General features: G+C 60.7%; 9 protein-coding genes. 5 read left to right on the top strand and 4 right to left on the bottom strand.

The window, feature by feature from the left end; genetic code table 11:
• Positions 1 to 11: 11 nt before the first annotated feature.
• A complete protein-coding gene (locus ACQZ5F_RS06580) occupies positions 12 to 2,948 on the bottom strand; it encodes an Rne/Rng family ribonuclease (RefSeq protein ID WP_225339893.1) in 2,937 nt (978 codons plus the stop codon).
• Positions 2,949 to 3,593: 645 nt separating this feature from the next.
• Here ACQZ5F_RS06580 and ACQZ5F_RS06575 point away from each other — a divergent pair.
• The 4 genes from ACQZ5F_RS06575 to ACQZ5F_RS06560 all read left to right on the top strand — a co-directional run bounded on the left by ACQZ5F_RS06575 (position 3,594) and on the right by ACQZ5F_RS06560 (position 9,416).
• Positions 3,594 to 4,865 carry an N-acetylmuramoyl-L-alanine amidase gene (locus ACQZ5F_RS06575; RefSeq protein WP_225339892.1) on the top strand — a complete coding sequence of 424 codons (1,272 nt, stop codon included), beginning with the start codon at positions 3,594 to 3,596 and terminating at the stop codon, positions 4,863 to 4,865.
• 327 nt (positions 4,866 to 5,192) lie between these two features.
• Positions 5,193 to 7,640: a penicillin-binding protein 1A gene (locus ACQZ5F_RS06570; RefSeq protein WP_052818507.1), complete on the top strand. Its 2,448-nt coding sequence runs from the start codon at positions 5,193 to 5,195 to the stop codon at positions 7,638 to 7,640.
• 98 nt (positions 7,641 to 7,738) lie between these two features.
• Positions 7,739 to 8,870 (top strand): peptide chain release factor 2 gene (gene prfB / locus ACQZ5F_RS06565; protein WP_137002499.1). Its coding sequence is split into 2 segments (ribosomal slippage): positions 7,739 to 7,807 and positions 7,809 to 8,870, totalling 1,131 coding nucleotides; the frame shifts between segments, so codons are not numbered across the junction.
• 75 nt (positions 8,871 to 8,945) lie between these two features.
• Positions 8,946 to 9,416 carry a cysteine hydrolase family protein gene (locus ACQZ5F_RS06560; protein ID WP_052818506.1) on the top strand — a complete coding sequence of 157 codons (471 nt, stop codon included), beginning with the start codon at positions 8,946 to 8,948 and terminating at the stop codon, positions 9,414 to 9,416.
• A gap of 3 nt (positions 9,417 to 9,419) precedes the next feature.
• Here ACQZ5F_RS06560 and ACQZ5F_RS06555 read toward each other — a convergent pair whose 3' ends face one another.
• Positions 9,420 to 9,920 carry a hypothetical protein gene (locus ACQZ5F_RS06555; RefSeq protein ID WP_225339891.1) on the bottom strand — a complete coding sequence of 167 codons (501 nt, stop codon included), beginning with the start codon at positions 9,918 to 9,920 and terminating at the stop codon, positions 9,420 to 9,422.
• 21 nt (positions 9,921 to 9,941) lie between these two features.
• Positions 9,942 to 10,715 (bottom strand): NAD kinase, encoded by a 774-nt coding sequence (locus ACQZ5F_RS06550; RefSeq protein ID WP_046800261.1) that lies wholly within the window; start codon positions 10,713 to 10,715, stop codon positions 9,942 to 9,944.
• Positions 10,716 to 11,023: 308 nt separating this feature from the next.
• Between ACQZ5F_RS06550 and ACQZ5F_RS06545 the strand changes: the two genes are divergently transcribed.
• Entirely contained in the window at positions 11,024 to 11,941 is a 918-nt protein-coding gene (locus ACQZ5F_RS06545) for a PhzF family phenazine biosynthesis protein (protein WP_052818504.1), read from the top strand.
• Between the two features lie 109 nt (positions 11,942 to 12,050).
• Here ACQZ5F_RS06545 and ACQZ5F_RS06540 read toward each other — a convergent pair whose 3' ends face one another.
• Positions 12,051 to 18,434 carry an apolipoprotein A-IV repeat region-like domain-containing protein gene (locus tag ACQZ5F_RS06540; protein ID WP_225339890.1) on the bottom strand — a complete coding sequence of 2,128 codons (6,384 nt, stop codon included), beginning with the start codon at positions 18,432 to 18,434 and terminating at the stop codon, positions 12,051 to 12,053.
• Positions 18,435 to 18,624: the final 190 nt, after the last annotated feature.

The following is an 18,624-nucleotide window of genomic DNA, read 5'->3' as shown; positions in this document are numbered from 1 at the left end:
AGTCGCTTCTATCAGAAGAAGCCCTTGCGCTGCCACCAGCCGCCCTTGCGCGGCTTCGGCTCATCGCCGTCGGGATTGTTTGCGGACGAACCCGAAGAGGTCACCACCGGTTCCGAACTGGAGACATTGCTGCCCCGGTTCGCGCGGGTCTTTTCTTCCGTCGCCGGTGCGTCTGCTTCAGGCGCCAGATCGGCCGAAGCTTCACCCACCTCTTCGATGGCGACATCGACGACGGTCGCTTCAACGACTGCCGGCTCGATGATCACCGGCTCGACCGTTTCGACCGTTTCAGCCTTCGGCGCGTCTTCGGTTTCGGTCTTGGCTTTCGCCTTGCGGGTGCGGCGCGGCTTCTTCGGCGCTTCTTCAGCCACAACGTCGGCAACCACGCCTTCCACCACGTCGGCGGCGGCAGGCTCTTCGGTTACGGGCGCTGCGGCGGAAACCTCTTCGCCTTCACCTTCCGTCTCGCCTTCGTCGCCGGCTTCCGCGCCTGCAGCGTCGAGAGCCTCGTCACGGTTGCGGCGGCCGCCACGCTTGCCGCGGCGGCGGCGCTTGCGCTTGCCGTCTTCGTCGGAGTTTGCGGCTTCGTTCACGCCGTTTTCGTCGGCATCACCATCGGTGTCATCGGCTTCGGCGCTGTCGTCGTCACCTTCAGCATCATCGGCGTCGTCGCCGGCCTGTGCATCAAGAGCGCCGTTCTGGTCGTTCTGTCCGCCCTTGCCACGACGACGGCGGCGACGCTTGCGCTTGCGCTTGCCATCTTCACCGTTTTCGCCCTGCTGCTGCTGACGCGGTTCGCCAGCCTGCGCCTTGACGATTTCTTCCTCTTCCTCGTCCTCTTCCACCTCGGCGACGAAATCGTCTTCCTCTTCCACGAAGTTCGGAAGCATCTGGATGAGGCTTTCGATCTTCACCGGATTTTCGACGGCTTCACCGCGATCGATGGCGAAATGCTGTGCACCGACGCTGGAATCGGCGGCGATGATGATCGACACGCCAAAGCGGCCTTCATAATCGACGATCGTGCCGCGCTTGTGGTTGAGCAGGTAAAGTGCCGTTTCCGGCGTGCAGCGCACGGTGATGTTGTGCGTGGTGTTGCGCAGCAGATATTCCTCGACGCCGCGCAGAACATGCAGCGCGATGGAGGATTCCGAACGCACATGGCCCGTGCCGCCGCAATGCTGGCAGACCTGTGTGGTCGATTCCAGCACCGAAGCGCGGATGCGCTGGCGCGACATTTCCAGAAGGCCGAAATGCGAGATGCGGCCGACCTGGATGCGGGCGCGATCGTTCTTCAGGCAATCCTTGAGCTTCTTTTCGACAGCGCGGTTGTTGCGCTTTTCTTCCATGTCGATGAAGTCGATGACGACAAGACCGGCAAGGTCGCGCAGGCGAAGCTGGCGCGCAACTTCTTCCGCCGCCTCCAGATTCGTCGTCAGTGCGGTTTCCTCGATGGAATGCTCGCGGGTTGAACGGCCGGAGTTGACGTCGATGGAAACCAGCGCTTCCGTCTGGTTGATGATGAGGTAGCCGCCGGATTTCAGCGTAACCTGCGGCTGCAGCATCCGGTCGAGCTGGGCTTCGATGCCGGAGCGCGAGAAGATCGGGTGAATGTCGCGGTAAGGCTGAACCACCTTGGCGTGGCTCGGCATCAGCATCTTCATGAAGTCTTTTGCTTCACGATAGCCTTCTTCGCCGGAAACGATGATCTCGCCGATATCCTTGTTATAGAGATCGCGGATCGAACGCTTGATGAGCGAGCCTTCCTCGTAAACGAGGCAGGGGGCCGTGGAGTTCAGCGTCAGCGTGCGGACATTTTCCCACAGGCGCATCAGATATTCGAAGTCGCGCTTGATCTCGACGCGGGTACGGTTGGCGCCTGCGGTGCGCAGAATGACGCCCATGCCCTGCGGAACCTCCAGATCGCGCGCGATTTCCTTCAGGCGCTTGCGGTCGGTCGGCTGGGTGATCTTGCGGGAAATACCGCCGCCACGCGCCGTATTCGGCATCAGCACGGAATAGCGGCCGGCAAGCGACAGATAGGTGGTGAGTGCGGCACCCTTGTTGCCGCGTTCTTCCTTGGCGACCTGCACCAGAAGGATCTGGCGGCGCTTGATGACTTCCTGGATGCGATACTGCTTGCGCGGCTTGCGGGCAACGCGATCGGGAACCTCTTCCATGGCGTCTTCGGCGCCGACGGATTCGATCACTTCCTTTTCGTGATGATCGTCATCATCGTCGTCATCATCATCGTCATTGCCGCGACGAAGGCCTTCGACTTCTTCGGAAATCGTATCGGTATCGACCATAGCGGCCATTTCGCCGCCGGTGCTGCCGTCGTCCTCGGAAGAGGCATCAGCGGCTTCGGCCGCGATTTCTTCAGCTGTCTTCTTCTTGGCGCGGGGGCGGCGAACGCGCTTCTTCGGCTTTTCTTCCTCGGCCGGCGCTTCTTCAGCAACGGTTTCGACGGCTGCAACCGCGCTCTCTTCGGAGACTTCCTCGGCTGCAGTCGCTGGCGCAGCCTCTTCCGTCACAACGACTTCAACGGTTTCGCTTGCCGAGACGATGCCGACATCGGGCTGATCAACCTGCGAAAGATCGATTGCCGGTGCACCGGGCTCGGGCGCATCTGCCGATTCGAAGTCGTCGCTGCGGCGATGATCCTCGGCTTCGGCCCTCAGCAGAGCCTGACGGTCGGCAAGCGGAATCTGGTAATAGTCCGGATGGATTTCCGCAAAGGCGAGAAAGCCGTGGCGATTTCCACCGTAATCGACGAAGGCCGCCTGAAGCGAGGGTTCAACCCTCGTCACCTTGGCAAGGTAGATATTGCCGCGGATCTGTTTCTTGTGCTCCGATTCGAAATCGAATTCTTCGATCCGGTTCCCACGGACAACGACTACGCGTGTCTCCTCTTCGTGGGAGGCGTCGATAAGCATTTTGTCTGCCATGTAAGCTGTGCTCCTCGGCGCAGCCTTGTTTTATACGAGAACAGGCCCGCCATACGGACGGGCCTTTCATATGAGTGCAAGGATGTGCCGGAAATGAAGTCTCCAGCCGGGCCTCTGTAAACTGGCAGCATCCGGACCGACGGCGAGGCGCTTGGCCTGCTCCTGGTATCCGGTTCATGTGAAAACTGCTGCGACATCATTGGCCAGGCGGAACGACAATAATATATAGACCCCTTGGGGTCCGATGAATTTGCTCTCCTCAGAGCAGCGGTGGTAGGGCCACCGGGTAGGTCTCCGGCCACGGCCGGAATTGATCCAGTTTCAGGATAAATGTAACGACGGCAGATGATTGCCCGTTTTGCAGCGCCAGCGTCTTTTTCGATTGGCAGCCGGCGGGCATCTATCCCGTCAACACTTTTAACCCTCATCCTTGTTGTATGTTTTCTCTGTCATAATAGCAATAGGGTGGCTAAATATGCCATATTGTTGGTGGAATTTCCGGGTTAACAATTGGTTCACCAAGGCCTGCGATTGTGGGGCGCAAACGCGCAAACAAACGTCCGGCGTGGTCGAAACAGTGCCGTTCCCGGTGCTTTTCCGCTCCATTTATCGAAAATGACTGAAATACGGAATTTCTTGAAGACCATGAATTTCACGCACAGCGCAGAGATATCAGGTGGGGCAGGGCCGCTTGGCGTGCGAATCGCGCGGCTTGCGCGTGCCCTCGTCGTTCCGGTCTTCCTTTCGGCCGTCACCGTCCTCTGTGGCGTTCCGCAGGCATTTGCGCTTGAACCGCTTATCGCCAGTCAGGCGCGCATCATTGGCGACGAGGCGCGCACCCGCATCGTTCTCGATTTCGCCGAAGAGCCGGAATTCGATGTTCACTATCTCGATTCGCCGGCCCGCATCGTCGTCGATTTTCCGGCGGTGAATTTCGCCTTTCCGGCATCCGACCTCAAACCGACAGGCCTTTTTTCGGATATCCGCTTTGGCAGCATGGGCCAGAACAGCGCCCGTATCGTGCTGACCGCGAAAAAACCGGTGCAGGTGGCGGTGGCCGAAACGAAAAAGGGCGAAGATGGCGCAGCTTTTCGTTTCGTGCTGGATACGGAAATCACCACCAAGGCCAAATTCGCCGAGCTGGTGAAGACCCAGCAATGGCAGACGCCGGCACCGGTTACTACCGCGGCCATCACACCCGGCGACAAGACGGCGCGGCAGGCGGAGTTCGTTATCGCGGTCGATGCCGGCCATGGTGGCATCGATGCCGGTGCGACAGGCGGGGCGACCGGCACGGAAGAGAAGGTCATCACATTGACCTTCGCCAGGGAACTCGTGGAACGGCTGAACCGCGAACCGGGCATCAAGGCGTTCCTGACCCGTGATTCCGATACGTTTCTTGCCTTGTCCGAACGGGTGACAATCGCCCGGCAGAACAATGCCAACCTGTTCATTTCAGTCCACGCCGACACCCTGAAGCAGAAGGGCATTCGAGGCGCGACCGTTTATACATTGTCCGACCGGGCCTCGGACCGGCAGGCGCAGGAGCTGGCGGAGCGCGAAAACAAGTCCGATCAGATCGCCGGTGTGGCTGTCTCCACCGAGCCGCCGGAAGTCGCCGATATTCTGCTTGATTTTACCCGTCGTGAAACCCAGGCCTTTTCGGTGACGCTGGCGGAAAACATCGTCTCCTCCTTCGAGGGGCAGGTCGGCCTCATCAATAATCCGCATCGTTACGCCGGTTTCATGGTGCTGCGCGCCCATGATGTGCCGTCGGTGCTGCTGGAACTGGGTTTCCTCTCCAATCCGGAAGATGAAAAGCTGCTTCTCGATACCGAATGGCGCAATAAGGTTGCCGATAGGCTGGCGACGGCAGTGGGGCGATACCGCGCCAAGGCCATGGCAAACGGCGGTTGAAACACGGGGCGGCGCCGCGACCACACTGTTGCCGCCGTGCCGATTGCAGCCAAAAAGCTGTTCAATTCTTGGGCATTGCGGAGGATTAACAGCCGCAAGCCCTATTTTACTCACATTCCCCGCGTTACTCGGAAGCGGATTCGGTGGCGATCCGCACAGCGGCAGAAGCGCGATATGCGGCAGTTGGCCCGGTAACATATCAGCGAATGCTGCCGTATCCGGCTTGTCATCGAAGGTATGGTGTGCAAAACGGCACGCGATATGCAAGGATGCGCCCGTAAATCGTCGGGCGTTGATGGTTACGATTCGAATTATCGGTAGCTTGGTATGATCAGACTGATTGGATATTTTTTCGGCTTGGCCAGCGTGCTCTTCCTGTGCGCCGCCGTCGTCGGTGCGATTTATTTGCACGGCGTGACGAAGGACCTGCCGGATTACGCAGTTCTGAGCACCTATGAGCCGCCGGTAACGACCCGCGTGCATGCCGGCAACGGTGCGTTGATGGCGGAATACGCCCATGAAAAACGCCTGTTTCTGCCGATCCAGGCCATCCCCGACCGGGTGAAGGCGGCCTTCCTTTCGGCGGAAGACAAGAATTTCTACAATCACCCGGGTGTGGATATCTTCGGTCTTGGCCGCGCCATTCTCGTCAATATCCAGAATTTCGGCTCCGGCCGTCGTCCGGTCGGCGCTTCCACCATCACCCAGCAGGTGGCGAAGAACTTCCTGCTGACCAACGACCAGACCATCGACCGCAAGCTCAAGGAAGCCATTCTCTCCTTCCGCATCGAGCAGACCTATTCCAAGGACAAGATTCTCGAGCTTTATCTCAACGAGATTTTCTTTGGCCTGAATTCCTACGGCATTGCCGGTGCGGCACTCACCTATTTCAATAAATCGGTGACGGAACTGACGATTGCTGAGACCGCCTATCTTGCATCGCTGCCGAAGGGCCCGGCCAATTACCATCCCATCCGTCGCGAAAAGGCGGCTCTGGAGCGCCGCGACTGGGTAATCGACCGTATGGCCGAAAACGGCTACATCACCGTTGCGGATGCCACGGATGCTAAAAAGCAGCCGCTTGGCGTCAATCTGCGCCGCGGCGGCGCGCATATCTTCGCATCCGACTATTTCGCCGAGGAAGTTCGCCGCCAGATCGTCGAGAAATACGGTGAGGAAGCGCTTCTCGAAGGCGGGCTTTCGGTCCGCACCTCATTCGATCCGCAGATTCAGGCGGAGGCGCGCAAGGCGCTTCAGGATGGTCTGGTGCAATATGACGAGCGTCGCGGTTTCCGCGGACCTGTCGAAAAGATCGAGACGGCCGGCGACTGGACAGCGGCGCTCGCCAAGGTCAAGGGCCTGCGTGACGTTCCCGAATGGAAGGTCGCCGTGGTCCTCGCCGTTGCGGCCGATGGCATCGATATCGGTGTGCAGCCGGACACGGAAACCGAAGATGGCGACAAGCGCACGCGCGGCCATATCTCCGCTGAAAACATGCGCTGGGCCTATCGCGATGCGACCGGCAAAAAGGCGACTGCCAAGTCGCCGGTGGGTGTCGTGGCGGCAGGCGATGTGATCTATGCGCAGCCGCTTTCCAATTCCGGCAATGAATATCGCCTGCGCCAGCCACCGAAAGTGCAGGGCGGCATGGTGGTGATGGACCCGCATACCGGCCGTGTTCTGGCCATGGTGGGCGGCTTCTCCTACGCGCAGTCGGAATTCAACCGCTCCACGCAGGCAATGCGCCAGCCGGGTTCCTCCTTCAAGCCGTTCATCTACGCGGCAGCCCTCGACAATGGTTATACCCCGGCATCGGTCATTCTCGACGCGCCGATCGAGGTGGTTTCCGGCGGTCAGGTCTGGAAGCCGCAGAATTACGGCGGGGGTTCCGCCGGTCCTTCGACCCTGCGTCTCGGTATTGAAAAATCCCGTAACCTCATGACCGTGCGTCTCGCACAGGACATGGGCATGAATCTGGTGGCGGAATATGCCGAACGCTTCGGCATCTATGACAAGATGCCGCCGCTTCTGGCCATGTCGCTCGGTTCGGGTGAAACGACAGTCATGCGTATGGTCTCGGCCTATTCGGTCATTGCCAATGGCGGCAAGCAGATCAAGCCGACGCTGATCGACCGCATTCAGGACCGTTACGGCAAGACGATCTTCCGTCATGAGGAGCGTGCCTGCGAGGGCTGCAATGCCACCAGCTGGCAGAATCAGGACGAGCCCGTCATCGTCGATAATCGCGAACAGGTTCTCGACCCGATGACCGCTTACCAGACGACTTCCATGCTGGAGGGTGTCGTGCAGCGCGGTACGGCGGCAGGCAAGATCAAGGTCGATCTGCCGGTTGCCGGCAAGACTGGCACCACCAATGATGAAAAGGACGCCTGGTTTGTCGGTTATACGCCGGACATGGTTGCCGGCCTGTATATCGGCTTCGATTCACCCGCACCGCTCGGTCGCGGCGGCACGGGCGGTTCGCTGTCGGCACCGATCTTCGGTGAGTTCATCGCCGATGCAGCCAAGCATCTGGAGCCGAGCAAGTTCATCGTGCCTGCCGGCATGAACTTCGTCGCCGTCAACCGCAAGACAGGCATGGCGGCGGAGGAGGGGCAACCGGACACCATCATGGAAGCCTTCAAGCCGGGCACCGGCCCGGCCGACAGCTTCTCGGTCATCGGCGCGGAAAACTACATGTCTCAGGAAGATATTCTGAAGACCTCGCCGCAGGCGCAGCAGGCCATCACCGGCGGTGGCGGCGGTCTTTATTGACACCAGTTCCGGGATCATCGGGGGGCGCGGGTCTTTACATCCGCGCCCCCCGCATTTATTTGAGCAACAAGTTTCAATGAAGGCGAAGAACCAGCGAAATGCGCAATGAAATCGTGAACGTAGTCGACGAAATCAAGCAGGCCATAAGCCTGCTGAGGAGGCATCTTTGACTGGGACCAGGCGATAAGACGACTGGACTGGTTGAACAACAAGGCGGAGGACCCGACCCTCTGGAACGACGCCTCCGAGGCCCAGAAGCTGATGCGCGAGCGCCAGCAGCTGGATGACAGCATCAGCGGCGTCAAGGCGCTTGAGCAGCAGCTCAAGGACAATATCGAGCTGATCGAACTCGGCGAGATGGAAGGCGACGACGAGATCGTCAAGGACGCCGAAGACTCCCTGAAGGCGCTGAAGAACGAGGCGAACCGCCGTCAGGTGGAAGCCATGCTGTCAGGCGAAGCTGATGGCAATGACACTTATCTCGAAGTGCATTCCGGCGCTGGTGGCACGGAAAGCCAGGATTGGGCGAACATGCTGCTGCGCATGTATACCCGCTGGGCGGACCGCGAAGGCTTCAAGGTTGAGGTGCTGGAAGTTCACGATGGCGAAGAGGCCGGCATCAAATCCGCGACGATTCTCGTCAAGGGCCACAATGCTTTTGGCTGGCTGAAGACGGAATCGGGCGTGCACCGTCTTGTGCGCATCTCGCCCTATGACAGCAATGCGCGTCGCCACACATCGTTCTCTTCCGTCTGGGTCTATCCGGTGGTCGACGATTCGATCCAGATCGACATCAACGAAAGCGATTGCCGTATCGATACCTATCGCTCGTCCGGTGCTGGCGGCCAGCACGTTAACACGACGGATTCGGCCGTGCGCATCACGCACATCCCGACCGGTATTGCGGTTGCCTGCCAGCAGGAACGGTCGCAGCACAAGAACCGCGCCAAGGCGTGGGACATGCTGCGCGCCCGCCTCTATGAAGTGGAATTGCAGAAGCGGGAAGATGCGGCCAACGCACAGGCGGCCTCCAAGACCGATATCGGCTGGGGTCACCAGATCCGTTCCTACGTTCTGCAGCCTTACCAGCTGGTCAAGGATCTGCGCACCGGCGTTGAAAGCACCGCGCCCGGCAACGTGCTGGACGGTGATCTGAACGAATTCATGGAAGCTGCTCTCGCGCATCGCATCAGCGGTGGCGCGGACGTGGAAGTGTCGGATATCGATTAAGACGCGCCAGGTGCGTTGATCGAGAAATTGCCCCTCGCAGGTCCATTGCGAGGGGTTTTTCGTTGGAGGATATGCGTGAAACAGGTGCTCTACATCGTCGACGTTCAGCCGAGCTTCAATCCACCGGCAGCGCTGGTGGCGGAGATATCTTCACTCGCAACTACGATGCCCAGCATAGCCACCGTCGAGCGACATGATGAGAGCGTTACGCCTTTCGAGCGGCAACTGGGCTGGAAACCGGGCAGGGACGATGAATCGCTCGTCGCCGCGGATCGAATATTCATCAAGCACGGTTATGCACCGCCGAAGGCGGCGATGGACCATCTCTTTTCCTTGAAGCCTGAAAGGGTGCTGGTCTGCGGCATTCAGGCTGACACCTGCGTACTGGCAGCTGGTTTTGCCCTGTTCGATGCGGGGCTGCACCCCACGCTATTGCCGTGGCTGACGGTCGGCTCCAGCCTCGACCGCAGCGGTGAACTTGGTGCAAGGCTATGGAAACATCATTTCGGCGCGGTTCTGGCCGGGCCGCATGCGCTTGATATATAGCCGTCAGTTTGAGGCTTTTTCTATCTTCATCTCGCCAAGCTCGTCGATGAGGATCGTCCAGCTTTCGGCTTCCTTGGCCATAGGGTCTGTTTTCAGATAGACGGTGACGAACAGGCCGGGCGAATCCGATGCGCCGTTCGAGCTTTCGGGACGAACATCCGTGACATAGGATTTCATCTGGTTGAACTCCTCCAGCTCGACATTTTCGAGGAGATTTGGTCCCTCCGCCGTAAAGGCGATGCGCTGCAGGTAAATCTTGGCCGTCCCGTCGCCCTGGCGGATGGCAATCACCTTGTAATAGCCACGTGTGGGCGATGCCGGCGGTGGCCGCAACTGGCCGTCAGCGCCTTCCCGCGGCTCCAGGTTTCGATCTTCCCACATGCCGCTGCTGACAACGAAGATCGCGGAAACAGGCAGCGTATCGATCGCCGCTGTCTGCGCCCGTGCGGGAAGCACGGCGTTGGCGAGAATGAGGGCAGCGAGGATCGATTTTCTAAGTTGCATGGCCGTTATGAATAGTTAGCGTCAATTGTTGAACTGTTCGGCAAGAACCCGGTCTGACCACGAACGGTCCGGATCCGAGAGAATCCTCGCCGTCCTGTCCTGCGATTGTGCGATCCGAACATGACGAACGGATTTCACCTCCGTATGGTCAGCCACCGCATTCACCGGGCGTTTATCCCGTTCCAGAACGTGAATGTCGACCGTCACCTTATTCGGCAAAAGCGCGCCGCGCCAGCGCCGCGGACGAAACGCGCTGACGGGGGTGAGGGCCAACAGTGGTGATTCCAGCGGCAGAATCGGCCCATGGGCGGAAAAATTGTAGGCGGTGGACCCTGCCGGCGTCGCCACCATCATGCCATCACAGATCAGCTCTTCCAGCCGCACCTTGCCATCCACTTCCACACGCAGCTTGGCGGCCTGATGGGATTGGCGGAACAGGCTGACTTCGTTCATGGCAAGGGCGGTGAACTCATCGCCATCCGAATCCGTCGTTGTCATGCGCAGGGGATGAAAATCATTGCCGGTTGCCACTGCAATACGCTCGAGCAGACCCTCCACCCGATAATCATTCATCAGGAAGCCGACCGATCCCCGGTTCATGCCATAGACGCGCTTGCCGGAATTCATCGTTTCGTTGAGGATTTGCAGCATGAAGCCGTCACCGCCCAGCGCCACGATGACTTCCGCTTCTTCAAACGGCGTGTTGCCGTAAACGCCCTTCAGCGCCTCCATCGCCGTCTGCGCTTCCTCGGTTGCGGAGGCGACGAAGGACAGTGAAAAGTTAGAATGCGACATCCGCTTCCCTCGACAACGGCGCAGACCTGAGAAGGCTTGCAAACGATGCTGTAACCTGTTGAAGCGGCTCGCAATCCTCAAACGTCGATAAAAACGGTCGATCACAAGCCACAAGACCCATCCTTGGTACATGAAGACGACGGTTGGCGACAAGGCCTTTCGGGCAGGGAGACGTTCCCCCGCCGCGCCATTGCGCCGCACCGTTCCACAGCTTCTTGATTTCCGCTCTCCGACAAGGGTTGCGATGCAGGGCGGCCTGATGCAGTTTGCTGCAAAGCAGGCCGTAGGATGAATGGCAGGAGACGGATTTGGTGCTGAACTACAATATCTATGATGTCTTTACCGAAACCAGAATGGCGGGAAACCCGCTGGCGGTCATGTATGACGCCGATGACCTCGATCAGGCGACGATGCAGGCGATCGCCAGGGAAATGAACCTTTCCGAGACCGTCTTCGTCAACCGCTCGGGTAACCCGGCACATGCGGCCTCGCTACGTATCTTCACGCCATCAGGAGAATTGCCTTTTGCGGGACACCCGACCGTTGGTGCTGCTGTCGCCATCGCCGAGCGCAATCGCAAGGATGGTGATGATGATGTCGATATGGTCTGCGTGCTCGAAGAGAAGGTGGGCCCTGTCCGTTGTGCGGTAAAGATGCGCCCCGGCGCTGTCAGCTTCGCCGAATTCGACCTGCCGCGCAAATCGTCCCGTGTCGAGCTGCCGCTCGATCATACCGCACTTGCCGACGCGCTGGGCGTTAGCGAAGGCCATCTCGGTTTTGAAAATCACGTGCCGTCAATCTGGACGGCGGGTGTGCCGTTCCTGGCTGTGCCCCTGCACAATATCGCCGCCGTGCGCGACATGGATTTCGACGCCAATCTGTGGCTGCGCACCGCACCGCTGGTGGAAGGGCTGCTGACGGCGGCCTATATCTACTGTCGCGGCGGCGTCAACCACGCGGCGAAGTTCCATGCCCGCATGTTCTCTCCAGATATGGGCATTTCGGAAGACCCGGCCACCGGTTCGGCGGCTGCGGCCCTTTCCGGCGCCATCCACCATTTCGACGGCCTGACCGACGGCCACTATCCGCTCCTCATTGAGCAGGGCGTGGAAATGGAACGACCGTCCCACATCCACCTGCGCATGGACATCAAGGACGGCGAAATCGCCCGCGCCCGCATCGGCGGCCATGCGGTGCGTGTTGCATCGGGTACGTTTGAGATTTGACCTGGTAAGCTGGTAAGTTCACGTCGTTGAAGAACGACGGAACAGCGAGAAAACCAAAGAAAAACCCCGGTCTCTCGACCGGGGTTTTATTTTGCCTGCGTCAGCCAGATCAATTGAACCGGCCAGCCGCATGGGCAAGCATCGTATAGACCTTGCCGGTATCGGAGGTGAGGTAGGACTGCGTAACGCTCCGGTCGCGGTCGGTGCGGGCCACGTCGGCCAGCAGCTTTTCGAAATCGGTGATGTAGCGATCCACGGCGGTGCGGAATTCGGCTTCCCGCTCGTATTTGCGCTTGATCTCGTCAAACGTCGTCTGGCCCTTCAGCGTGTAGAGGCGACGGGTGAAGACGTCGCGTTCGCCGCGCTGGTAACGGCGCCACAGTTCGACCGACGCATCGTGGTCGATGGCACGGGCGATATCGACTGAGAGCGAGTTCAGCGATTCGACCATGTGCCGCGGGTTGCGGGTGTCGGCCGCACGGGTCGGCTGCTGTTCGGCGCTGGCGCGGGGAGCGGAAGCCGCAGAGGCGTCCTGACCGTCACGCGAGGCGCCGCGCAGCAGATCGCTGATCCAGCCGCCGCCTTCTTCACGACGCCCGGCAGGGTTGGTCGCAACCGGTTGAGCGGGTGCAGGTGCCTGACGGTTTTCGGTTTGCCGGTTTTCGACCTGGCGGTTCTCAAGCGGCAGGGAGCCGCGCAGCACAGTTGGTGCGGGGGCAGGCTGCGGCTGTGTCGGGCGCTGTTGCTGAACCGGAGCGGTGGCTGCCGGCTGCGGACGTGTCTCGACACGGCGCTCGGTGGCCGGCTGGGTTGCAGCAATGGCGCGGGCGACGGGTTCGGACACTTCCATCTGGTGGGCCGAACGGCCGACGAGCTGGGAAATATCCTGCAGCGCCTTGATCTGCTCGGAAACGGCGCGGCGCATGGCGGCTGCACTTTCCTTGGCTTCTTCCGGCAGGTCGAACGCGCCACGCTTCAGTTCGGCACGGGTCGCATCCAGCTCGCGGCGGATGTCATGGCTGGAGCGGCGGATCTCGTCGGTCGCGCCGGCAAAGCGGCTCACGGCCTCCTCGACGGCCTGACGCAGCGTTTCCTTGAGGTTGGCGGCGGCGGCGTTGGATTTTTCCGAGGCGCTGCCCAAGAGATTGTCGACTTCCGAAAGCGAGGATTCGACACCGCCCCGCAGGCGGTTGACCAGCTCGTCGGAATATTTCTGCGCGTCGGACAGCGTGCTTTCGATCGAGCGGCTGGCATCCTGACCGGCGGAGAGCAGGGCGCCCCGCATGGTCTGTGCCGCCGAGCGGGCGCGCTGTTCGGTTTCATCCAGCGAGCGGCCGATATCGGTAAAGGACGCCTGCAGATTGTCGCGCAGATTGCCGGCAACATTCTGCGAACGCTCCTCGGCTTCGTTGAGCGTGGTTTCCACCACGCCGACGACGTTGCGCATGGCGCTTTCGATTTCCTCGGAGCGCTTGACGAGGCCGACGGACAGGCTGCGCAGCGCATCCTGACGTTCCTCCAGCGTGCCGACGAGGCTCGATTGTGCCGCGTTGAGCAGTTCGGACGCCTGGCTCAGCACCTTCGAATGTTCCTCGAAACGTCCGACGATGCCGGCAACCTGAGCCAGTGTCTGGCCGGAAATATTCGACAGGCGGTCGATCTTTCCTTCGAGCAGACGGCTGGAGCTGGACACCATGTCGGCGGCCTGCGAAGCGCTATCGGAGAAGCGGGTCGCAGACGCATTCAACGCTTCGTCGGCCGTGCCGAATTCCTGTGCGGCGCGCTCGACGGCGGAGTTGAAGTTGGAAGCCGACTTTTCGACGATTTCGGCCATGCTGTTATGGGTCTGCGACAGCATATCCGTGCTCTGGCGGGTGGCGGCGACCAGCTTGTTGGCGGCATCGCTGCTGGAGCGGGCATATTTGTCGATACCCTGTTCGACGGCATCCGCCATGGCGGTATGGGTCTGCGACAGCATGTCGGTGCTCTGGCGGGTAGCGGCGACGAGCTTGCTTGCCGCATCCGTGCCGGCATTGGCGTAATCGCTGATAGCCTGTTCCACCATGCCGACCATGCCGCTGTTGCTCTGCGACAAAAGTTCTGCGCTCTGCTGGGCAGCGGAAACGATCTTTTCGGCGGCTTCGCGGCCAATGGTGGCATATTCATCGACCACCGGCTTGGCTTTTTCCTCGATCAGGCGCGACAGTTCGGCAGAACGGCTGGCCAGCATCGAGTTGAGTTCGCGGGTGCGGTTATCCAGCGCCGAGCGGATGGATTCGCCTCGCGCGTCGAGGGCCGATTCGACACCCGTCAGCGTTTCGGAAATGACGCCCACCTGAGAGCGAACGACGGCTTCAGCTTCGGCCACCTTGTTGACGATGATGTTGCCGGCTTCGGAGAAGGTCTGGGCGACGGCTGCGGCCTGGCCGGAAAGACGCGTCTGCGCATCCGAAATGCGGTTGACGATCTCGCCGGAGCGTTCCTCGATCGCCTTGGTGAAGGCCTCGTTCTGCGCCTGGACCTGATCGGCAAATTCCGAGCCGGACTTGGAGAGCAGGGCAGACGAGCGAGCCGCTTCATCGCCGATGCTCTGGGTGGCGGAGACGACAGCGCCGCGCAGGCTGACTGCGAGATCGCTCGCCTTGCCTTCAATGGTACGGTTGACGTTTTCGAGGCCGATCGTCAGTGCCCGGTCCATGGTGCCGAGACGCTCGTCAATACGCGCCGTGCCGGTATCGAAGGTTTCCGCCAGACGGCTTGTCCGGCTTTCAAATGTGTCGGAGACGCGTGTTGTCTGTTCGTCCAGAATGCCGGTGATACGTTCGGCAGCTTCGTCGCTGGTGCGGGCAAAGATCGCAGTCTTGTCTTCCAGCGCTTCGGCGAAACGGCGGCCGGCATCTTCGATTGACGTATTCACATTGGCCAGATCACCGCCGACGCGTGCCTGCAACGTGTCGAGCGACGTTTCGATACGGGCGCCGGTCTCGTCGAGACGGGTGGTGACATTGCCGATCGAGGTTTCGATGCGCGATGACAGGGCATCCGTCGCCCCGCCGATTTCACGGGCGGCTTCACCGATCTTGACGGCGATGTCGCCGGCGCTGTTACGAAGGCGCTCTTCCAGCGTCACGGCACTGCCGTCAATCGCCTTCTGCAACGTTTCCTGCTGGGTTTCGAGCGACAGTTCCAGCATGCTGGCGCTGGAGGCGACAGTGGTGCCGATCATCATCGCCTGCTCGGAGAGCATATCACCCATCTGGGTGGTGGCGGAGCTGAGCGTCGCTGCCATATCCGCGTGGCGCTGGTCAAGCGCGGTGCGGATATCCTCATGCGATTGCGACAGATTGCTTTCGAGACGCGAAACGCCTTCTTCGACCGTCTGCGCAAAACGGCTGCTGCCGTCTTCCACGACGCTTTCAATACGGTTGGCAGCGCCCGAGACGCTCTGTTCGATCAGGCCGCTATTGCGCTCCAGCGAGCCGGCAATGCGTTCCGCCTGCGAGCCGAGCATGGTTTCCAGCCGCTCGTGGCCGCTGGCAAGCGCATTCTCAAGCGTGAAAGCGGTGGCTTCCAGCCGCTGACCAACGCCGGCCGCAGCCAGCGAAAGCGACGAAGCTCTCGCATCCATCGCCTCGGCAATCCGGTCCTCGACGCCTGAAATCGTCATGTCGAGCGCCATTGTGCGGCTGTCGAGCGCGTCCGCGATGCGTTCTTCCGCGCCGGAGACAATGCCGGAAAGGGCCGCGGTACGGCTGTCCAGCGCGCCGGCAATCCGGTCCTCGACACCCGAAACGGCGCTGTGCAGGGCGGCGGTGCGACCGTCGAGAATATCGGCGATCTTTTCCTCAACGCCGGAGAAGCTCAGGTCGAGCGCCATGGTGCGGCTGTCGAGCACGTCGGTGATCCGCTCTTCGGCGCCGGCAACGACGGTCTTCAGGGAATCCGTGCGGCTGTCGAGCGCGCCGGCAATACGGGTCTCGGCGCCGGCCACCAGCTCGCCAAGGGCTGCGGTGCGCGTGTCGAGAGCTTCCGTGATTTTTTCCTCGGCGCCGGAAAATGCCATGTCGAGCGCCATGGTACGGCTGTCGAGTGCATCAGCGATGCGTTCTTCGGCACCGGCAACCACGGCGTTGAGGGCTGCGGCGCGGCCGTCGAGCGTTTCCGCGATCCGGGTTTCAGCACCGGCAACCACGTTGCCGAAAGTCACCGTGCGGCTGTCGAGCGCACCTGTGATCTTCTCTTCGGCGCTTGCCACAATGCCGGTGAGGGCGGACGTGCGGTTGTCGAGCGTTTCGGAAAGTCGCTCTTCGACATTGGCGAATGTCATGTCCAGCGACAAAGTACGGCTATCCATGGTGTCGGCGATGCGTTCCTCAACGCCGGAAATCGCGCTGGAAAGAGCTGCGGTGCGGCCATCCAGCGTTTCGGCGATGCGGTTTTCCGCACCGGAGACGACGTCGTGCAGGGCGGCCGTGCGGCTTTCCAGCGTGTCGGAAATGCGGTCCTCAATGCCGGAAACAGCGCCGGTGATGGCGGCAGCCCGGGTTTCGAGGGTTTCCGACAGACGGCGCTCGACATCGGCAACAACGCTGTTGATCGCGGCTGCACGTTCGTCCAGCATCGCGGCAAGGCGTTCGGCCGTGCCGGAGACAGAACCGGTAATGGCAAGCGAACGGCTGGCAAGTGCTTCGTCGAAACGGTCCTGGCTGGCCGAAAGCGCGCCGAACAGGGCGTTGCTGCGTTCCGCCAGCACGTTGTCGATCTTCTCGTGCGAATTGGCGAAGGCATTGGTGATTTCGGCAGTGCGCTGGCCAATCGCGTCACTGAACTCGCGGGTACGGGTTTCCAGGGCGCTTTCAAGCATTTCCTGGCCGGTGCCCAGCGCGGTTGCAAGCGCCAGGGACTGATCGGTCATGGTATTGCCGATGCGCTCCAGGCCGCTGTTCAGCATGGTGTCGAGCGCTTCGGAGCCGCCGGCAACGGTTTCGTTAATGCGGGCGAGGCTTTCCATCAACTTGCTGTCGAGGCTGCCGGCGCGCTGGTCGAAAGCACTGGCAAATTCCGCCACATGTTCGTCGAACGCGGTATTGACCTGGCCAACCGTTGCCTGCAGCCTCTCTTCGTAGAGGCCGGAACGCAGATCGAGGTCCATGATCGCATCATCAGCCGTGCTCTGCAGGCTCTGGCGGAAGGAGAGCCCCTTTTCCTCAAGCGTCGTCGAAAGCTTGTCGAGCACGGTATCCAGCGAACCACCGATGATCTGCTGACCGCGATCGATATTGCGGTTGAGTTCCAGCGTGCGCGTGGACAGCGTTTCGTTGAGTTGGCGGGTGCGCTCCTCAAGCGCGCTGTTGAGGCTTTCAGCACCGCTATCCAGCGTCGAAGCATGGATTGCGAACCTTTCGAGAAGCACTTCGCCGCGCTCATCCAGTGTCGAGGCAAGATTGTGCAGGCGCATGTCAAATTCGTTCGACAGGGTCGAACCTGACGAATTCAGTGCCTGAAGCAGGTTTTCCGTCTTGGCGGCGATCAGGCTGCCCATGGCTTCGGTGGAAGCGCGCGATTTTTCAAGCAGGGCGGCGGAGCGCGTGTCGATCATCGAGGCGAAGGCTTCGCCTGTCGTGGCAAGCCGCATCGAAAGCTCTTCGCCGACGATGGAAAGCTCTTCCTTGATCTGTTCCTGCGCGCCAACGATGGACGAGCGAATGCGTTCGGCATGGTTGACGATGGCGTCGCGCTCGGCGGTCAGTTCCTGCACAAGGCTGCGTACGCGCAGTTCATTGTCGGCATAGCTGCGCTCAAGCGCGTTGACTTCCGAATGAACCAGCGTTTCCAGTTCCGTCGCACGTGCAATGGTGCGCTCGATACCGTCATTCATGGCCGAGACTTCGCGGCGAACCGCCTGGCCGACGGACATGATGCGGTCGGAGGCAACGGTTTCGGGCTCGGCAAGGCGAAGGGCGACTTCGGCCATCGAGCGGGCGGCGTTGCGCAGATCGCGGGCACGCGCCATCATGATCGCGAAGGCGAAGAACAGCATGACGGGAACGAGGATGCCGACGACAATCGCCATCAGGCCGGGAATTGCGGTGAGGTCGGCCAGCGAGGCGATATTCCAGAGCGCATTGCCGTAAAGCAGGTGTGCCACACCGAGACCGCCCAGCGCCCAGATCACCGACATGATCGTCGCATTTCTGAGTGCGCCGCCGATGGAGCCGCCTTCGAGCGATTTCAGGATCATCGCCGGGCTGCGCTTGGAGCCGTCATTGGCCGCTTCCAGATTGGGCGATTTCGGCGCCTGTTCGGCAGGCGCGCGCGCGGCCTCGGGAGCAGGGGTCTGTCTGCTTGCTTCCTTCAATCTGGCCTCCGGCGGCTTTGGCGCTGCGGTTTTCCGCGATTCCGGCTTTTCCTCGAAAGCACCGAGCTGCAGGGCGTCTTCCAACGCCTGAAATGCAGTCTCGTCGACAGAGTCGCTGATCTTGTTATTCGCCATGCGGTTACGCCTCGTTACACATACGCCCGGCTTCATGCCGTTCGACCACTTGCAACCTGCAAGCGGACTGCCGCCATCATGCCGGCGGAACATTATCCCGTTAAAGGGAGCAATTCCGCCATTTACCAAATCCCGAATTGCTGGTGGTCCAGCTTTCGGGCGAAATTACATCACTGTGCCGTAATAACAA

The organism is Agrobacterium sp. 22-210-1, from assembly GCF_053522525.1.
This window is presented reverse-complemented; position numbering and strand designations above follow the sequence as displayed.

What these genes read in the sequence shown, in the direction of transcription:
- ACQZ5F_RS06580 (WP_225339893.1), bottom strand. Translation starts at nt 2,948, where the DNA reads ATGGCAGACAAAATGCTTATCGACGCCTCCCACGAAGAGGAGACACGC.
- ACQZ5F_RS06575 (WP_225339892.1), top strand. Translation starts at nt 3,594, where the DNA reads ATGAATTTCACGCACAGCGCAGAGATATCAGGTGGGGCAGGGCCGCTT.
- ACQZ5F_RS06570 (WP_052818507.1), top strand. Translation starts at nt 5,193, where the DNA reads ATGATCAGACTGATTGGATATTTTTTCGGCTTGGCCAGCGTGCTCTTC.
- ACQZ5F_RS06555 (WP_225339891.1), bottom strand. Translation starts at nt 9,920, where the DNA reads ATGCAACTTAGAAAATCGATCCTCGCTGCCCTCATTCTCGCCAACGCC.
- ACQZ5F_RS06550 (WP_046800261.1), bottom strand. Translation starts at nt 10,715, where the DNA reads ATGTCGCATTCTAACTTTTCACTGTCCTTCGTCGCCTCCGCAACCGAG.
- ACQZ5F_RS06540 (WP_225339890.1), bottom strand. Translation starts at nt 18,434, where the DNA reads ATGGCGAATAACAAGATCAGCGACTCTGTCGACGAGACTGCATTTCAG.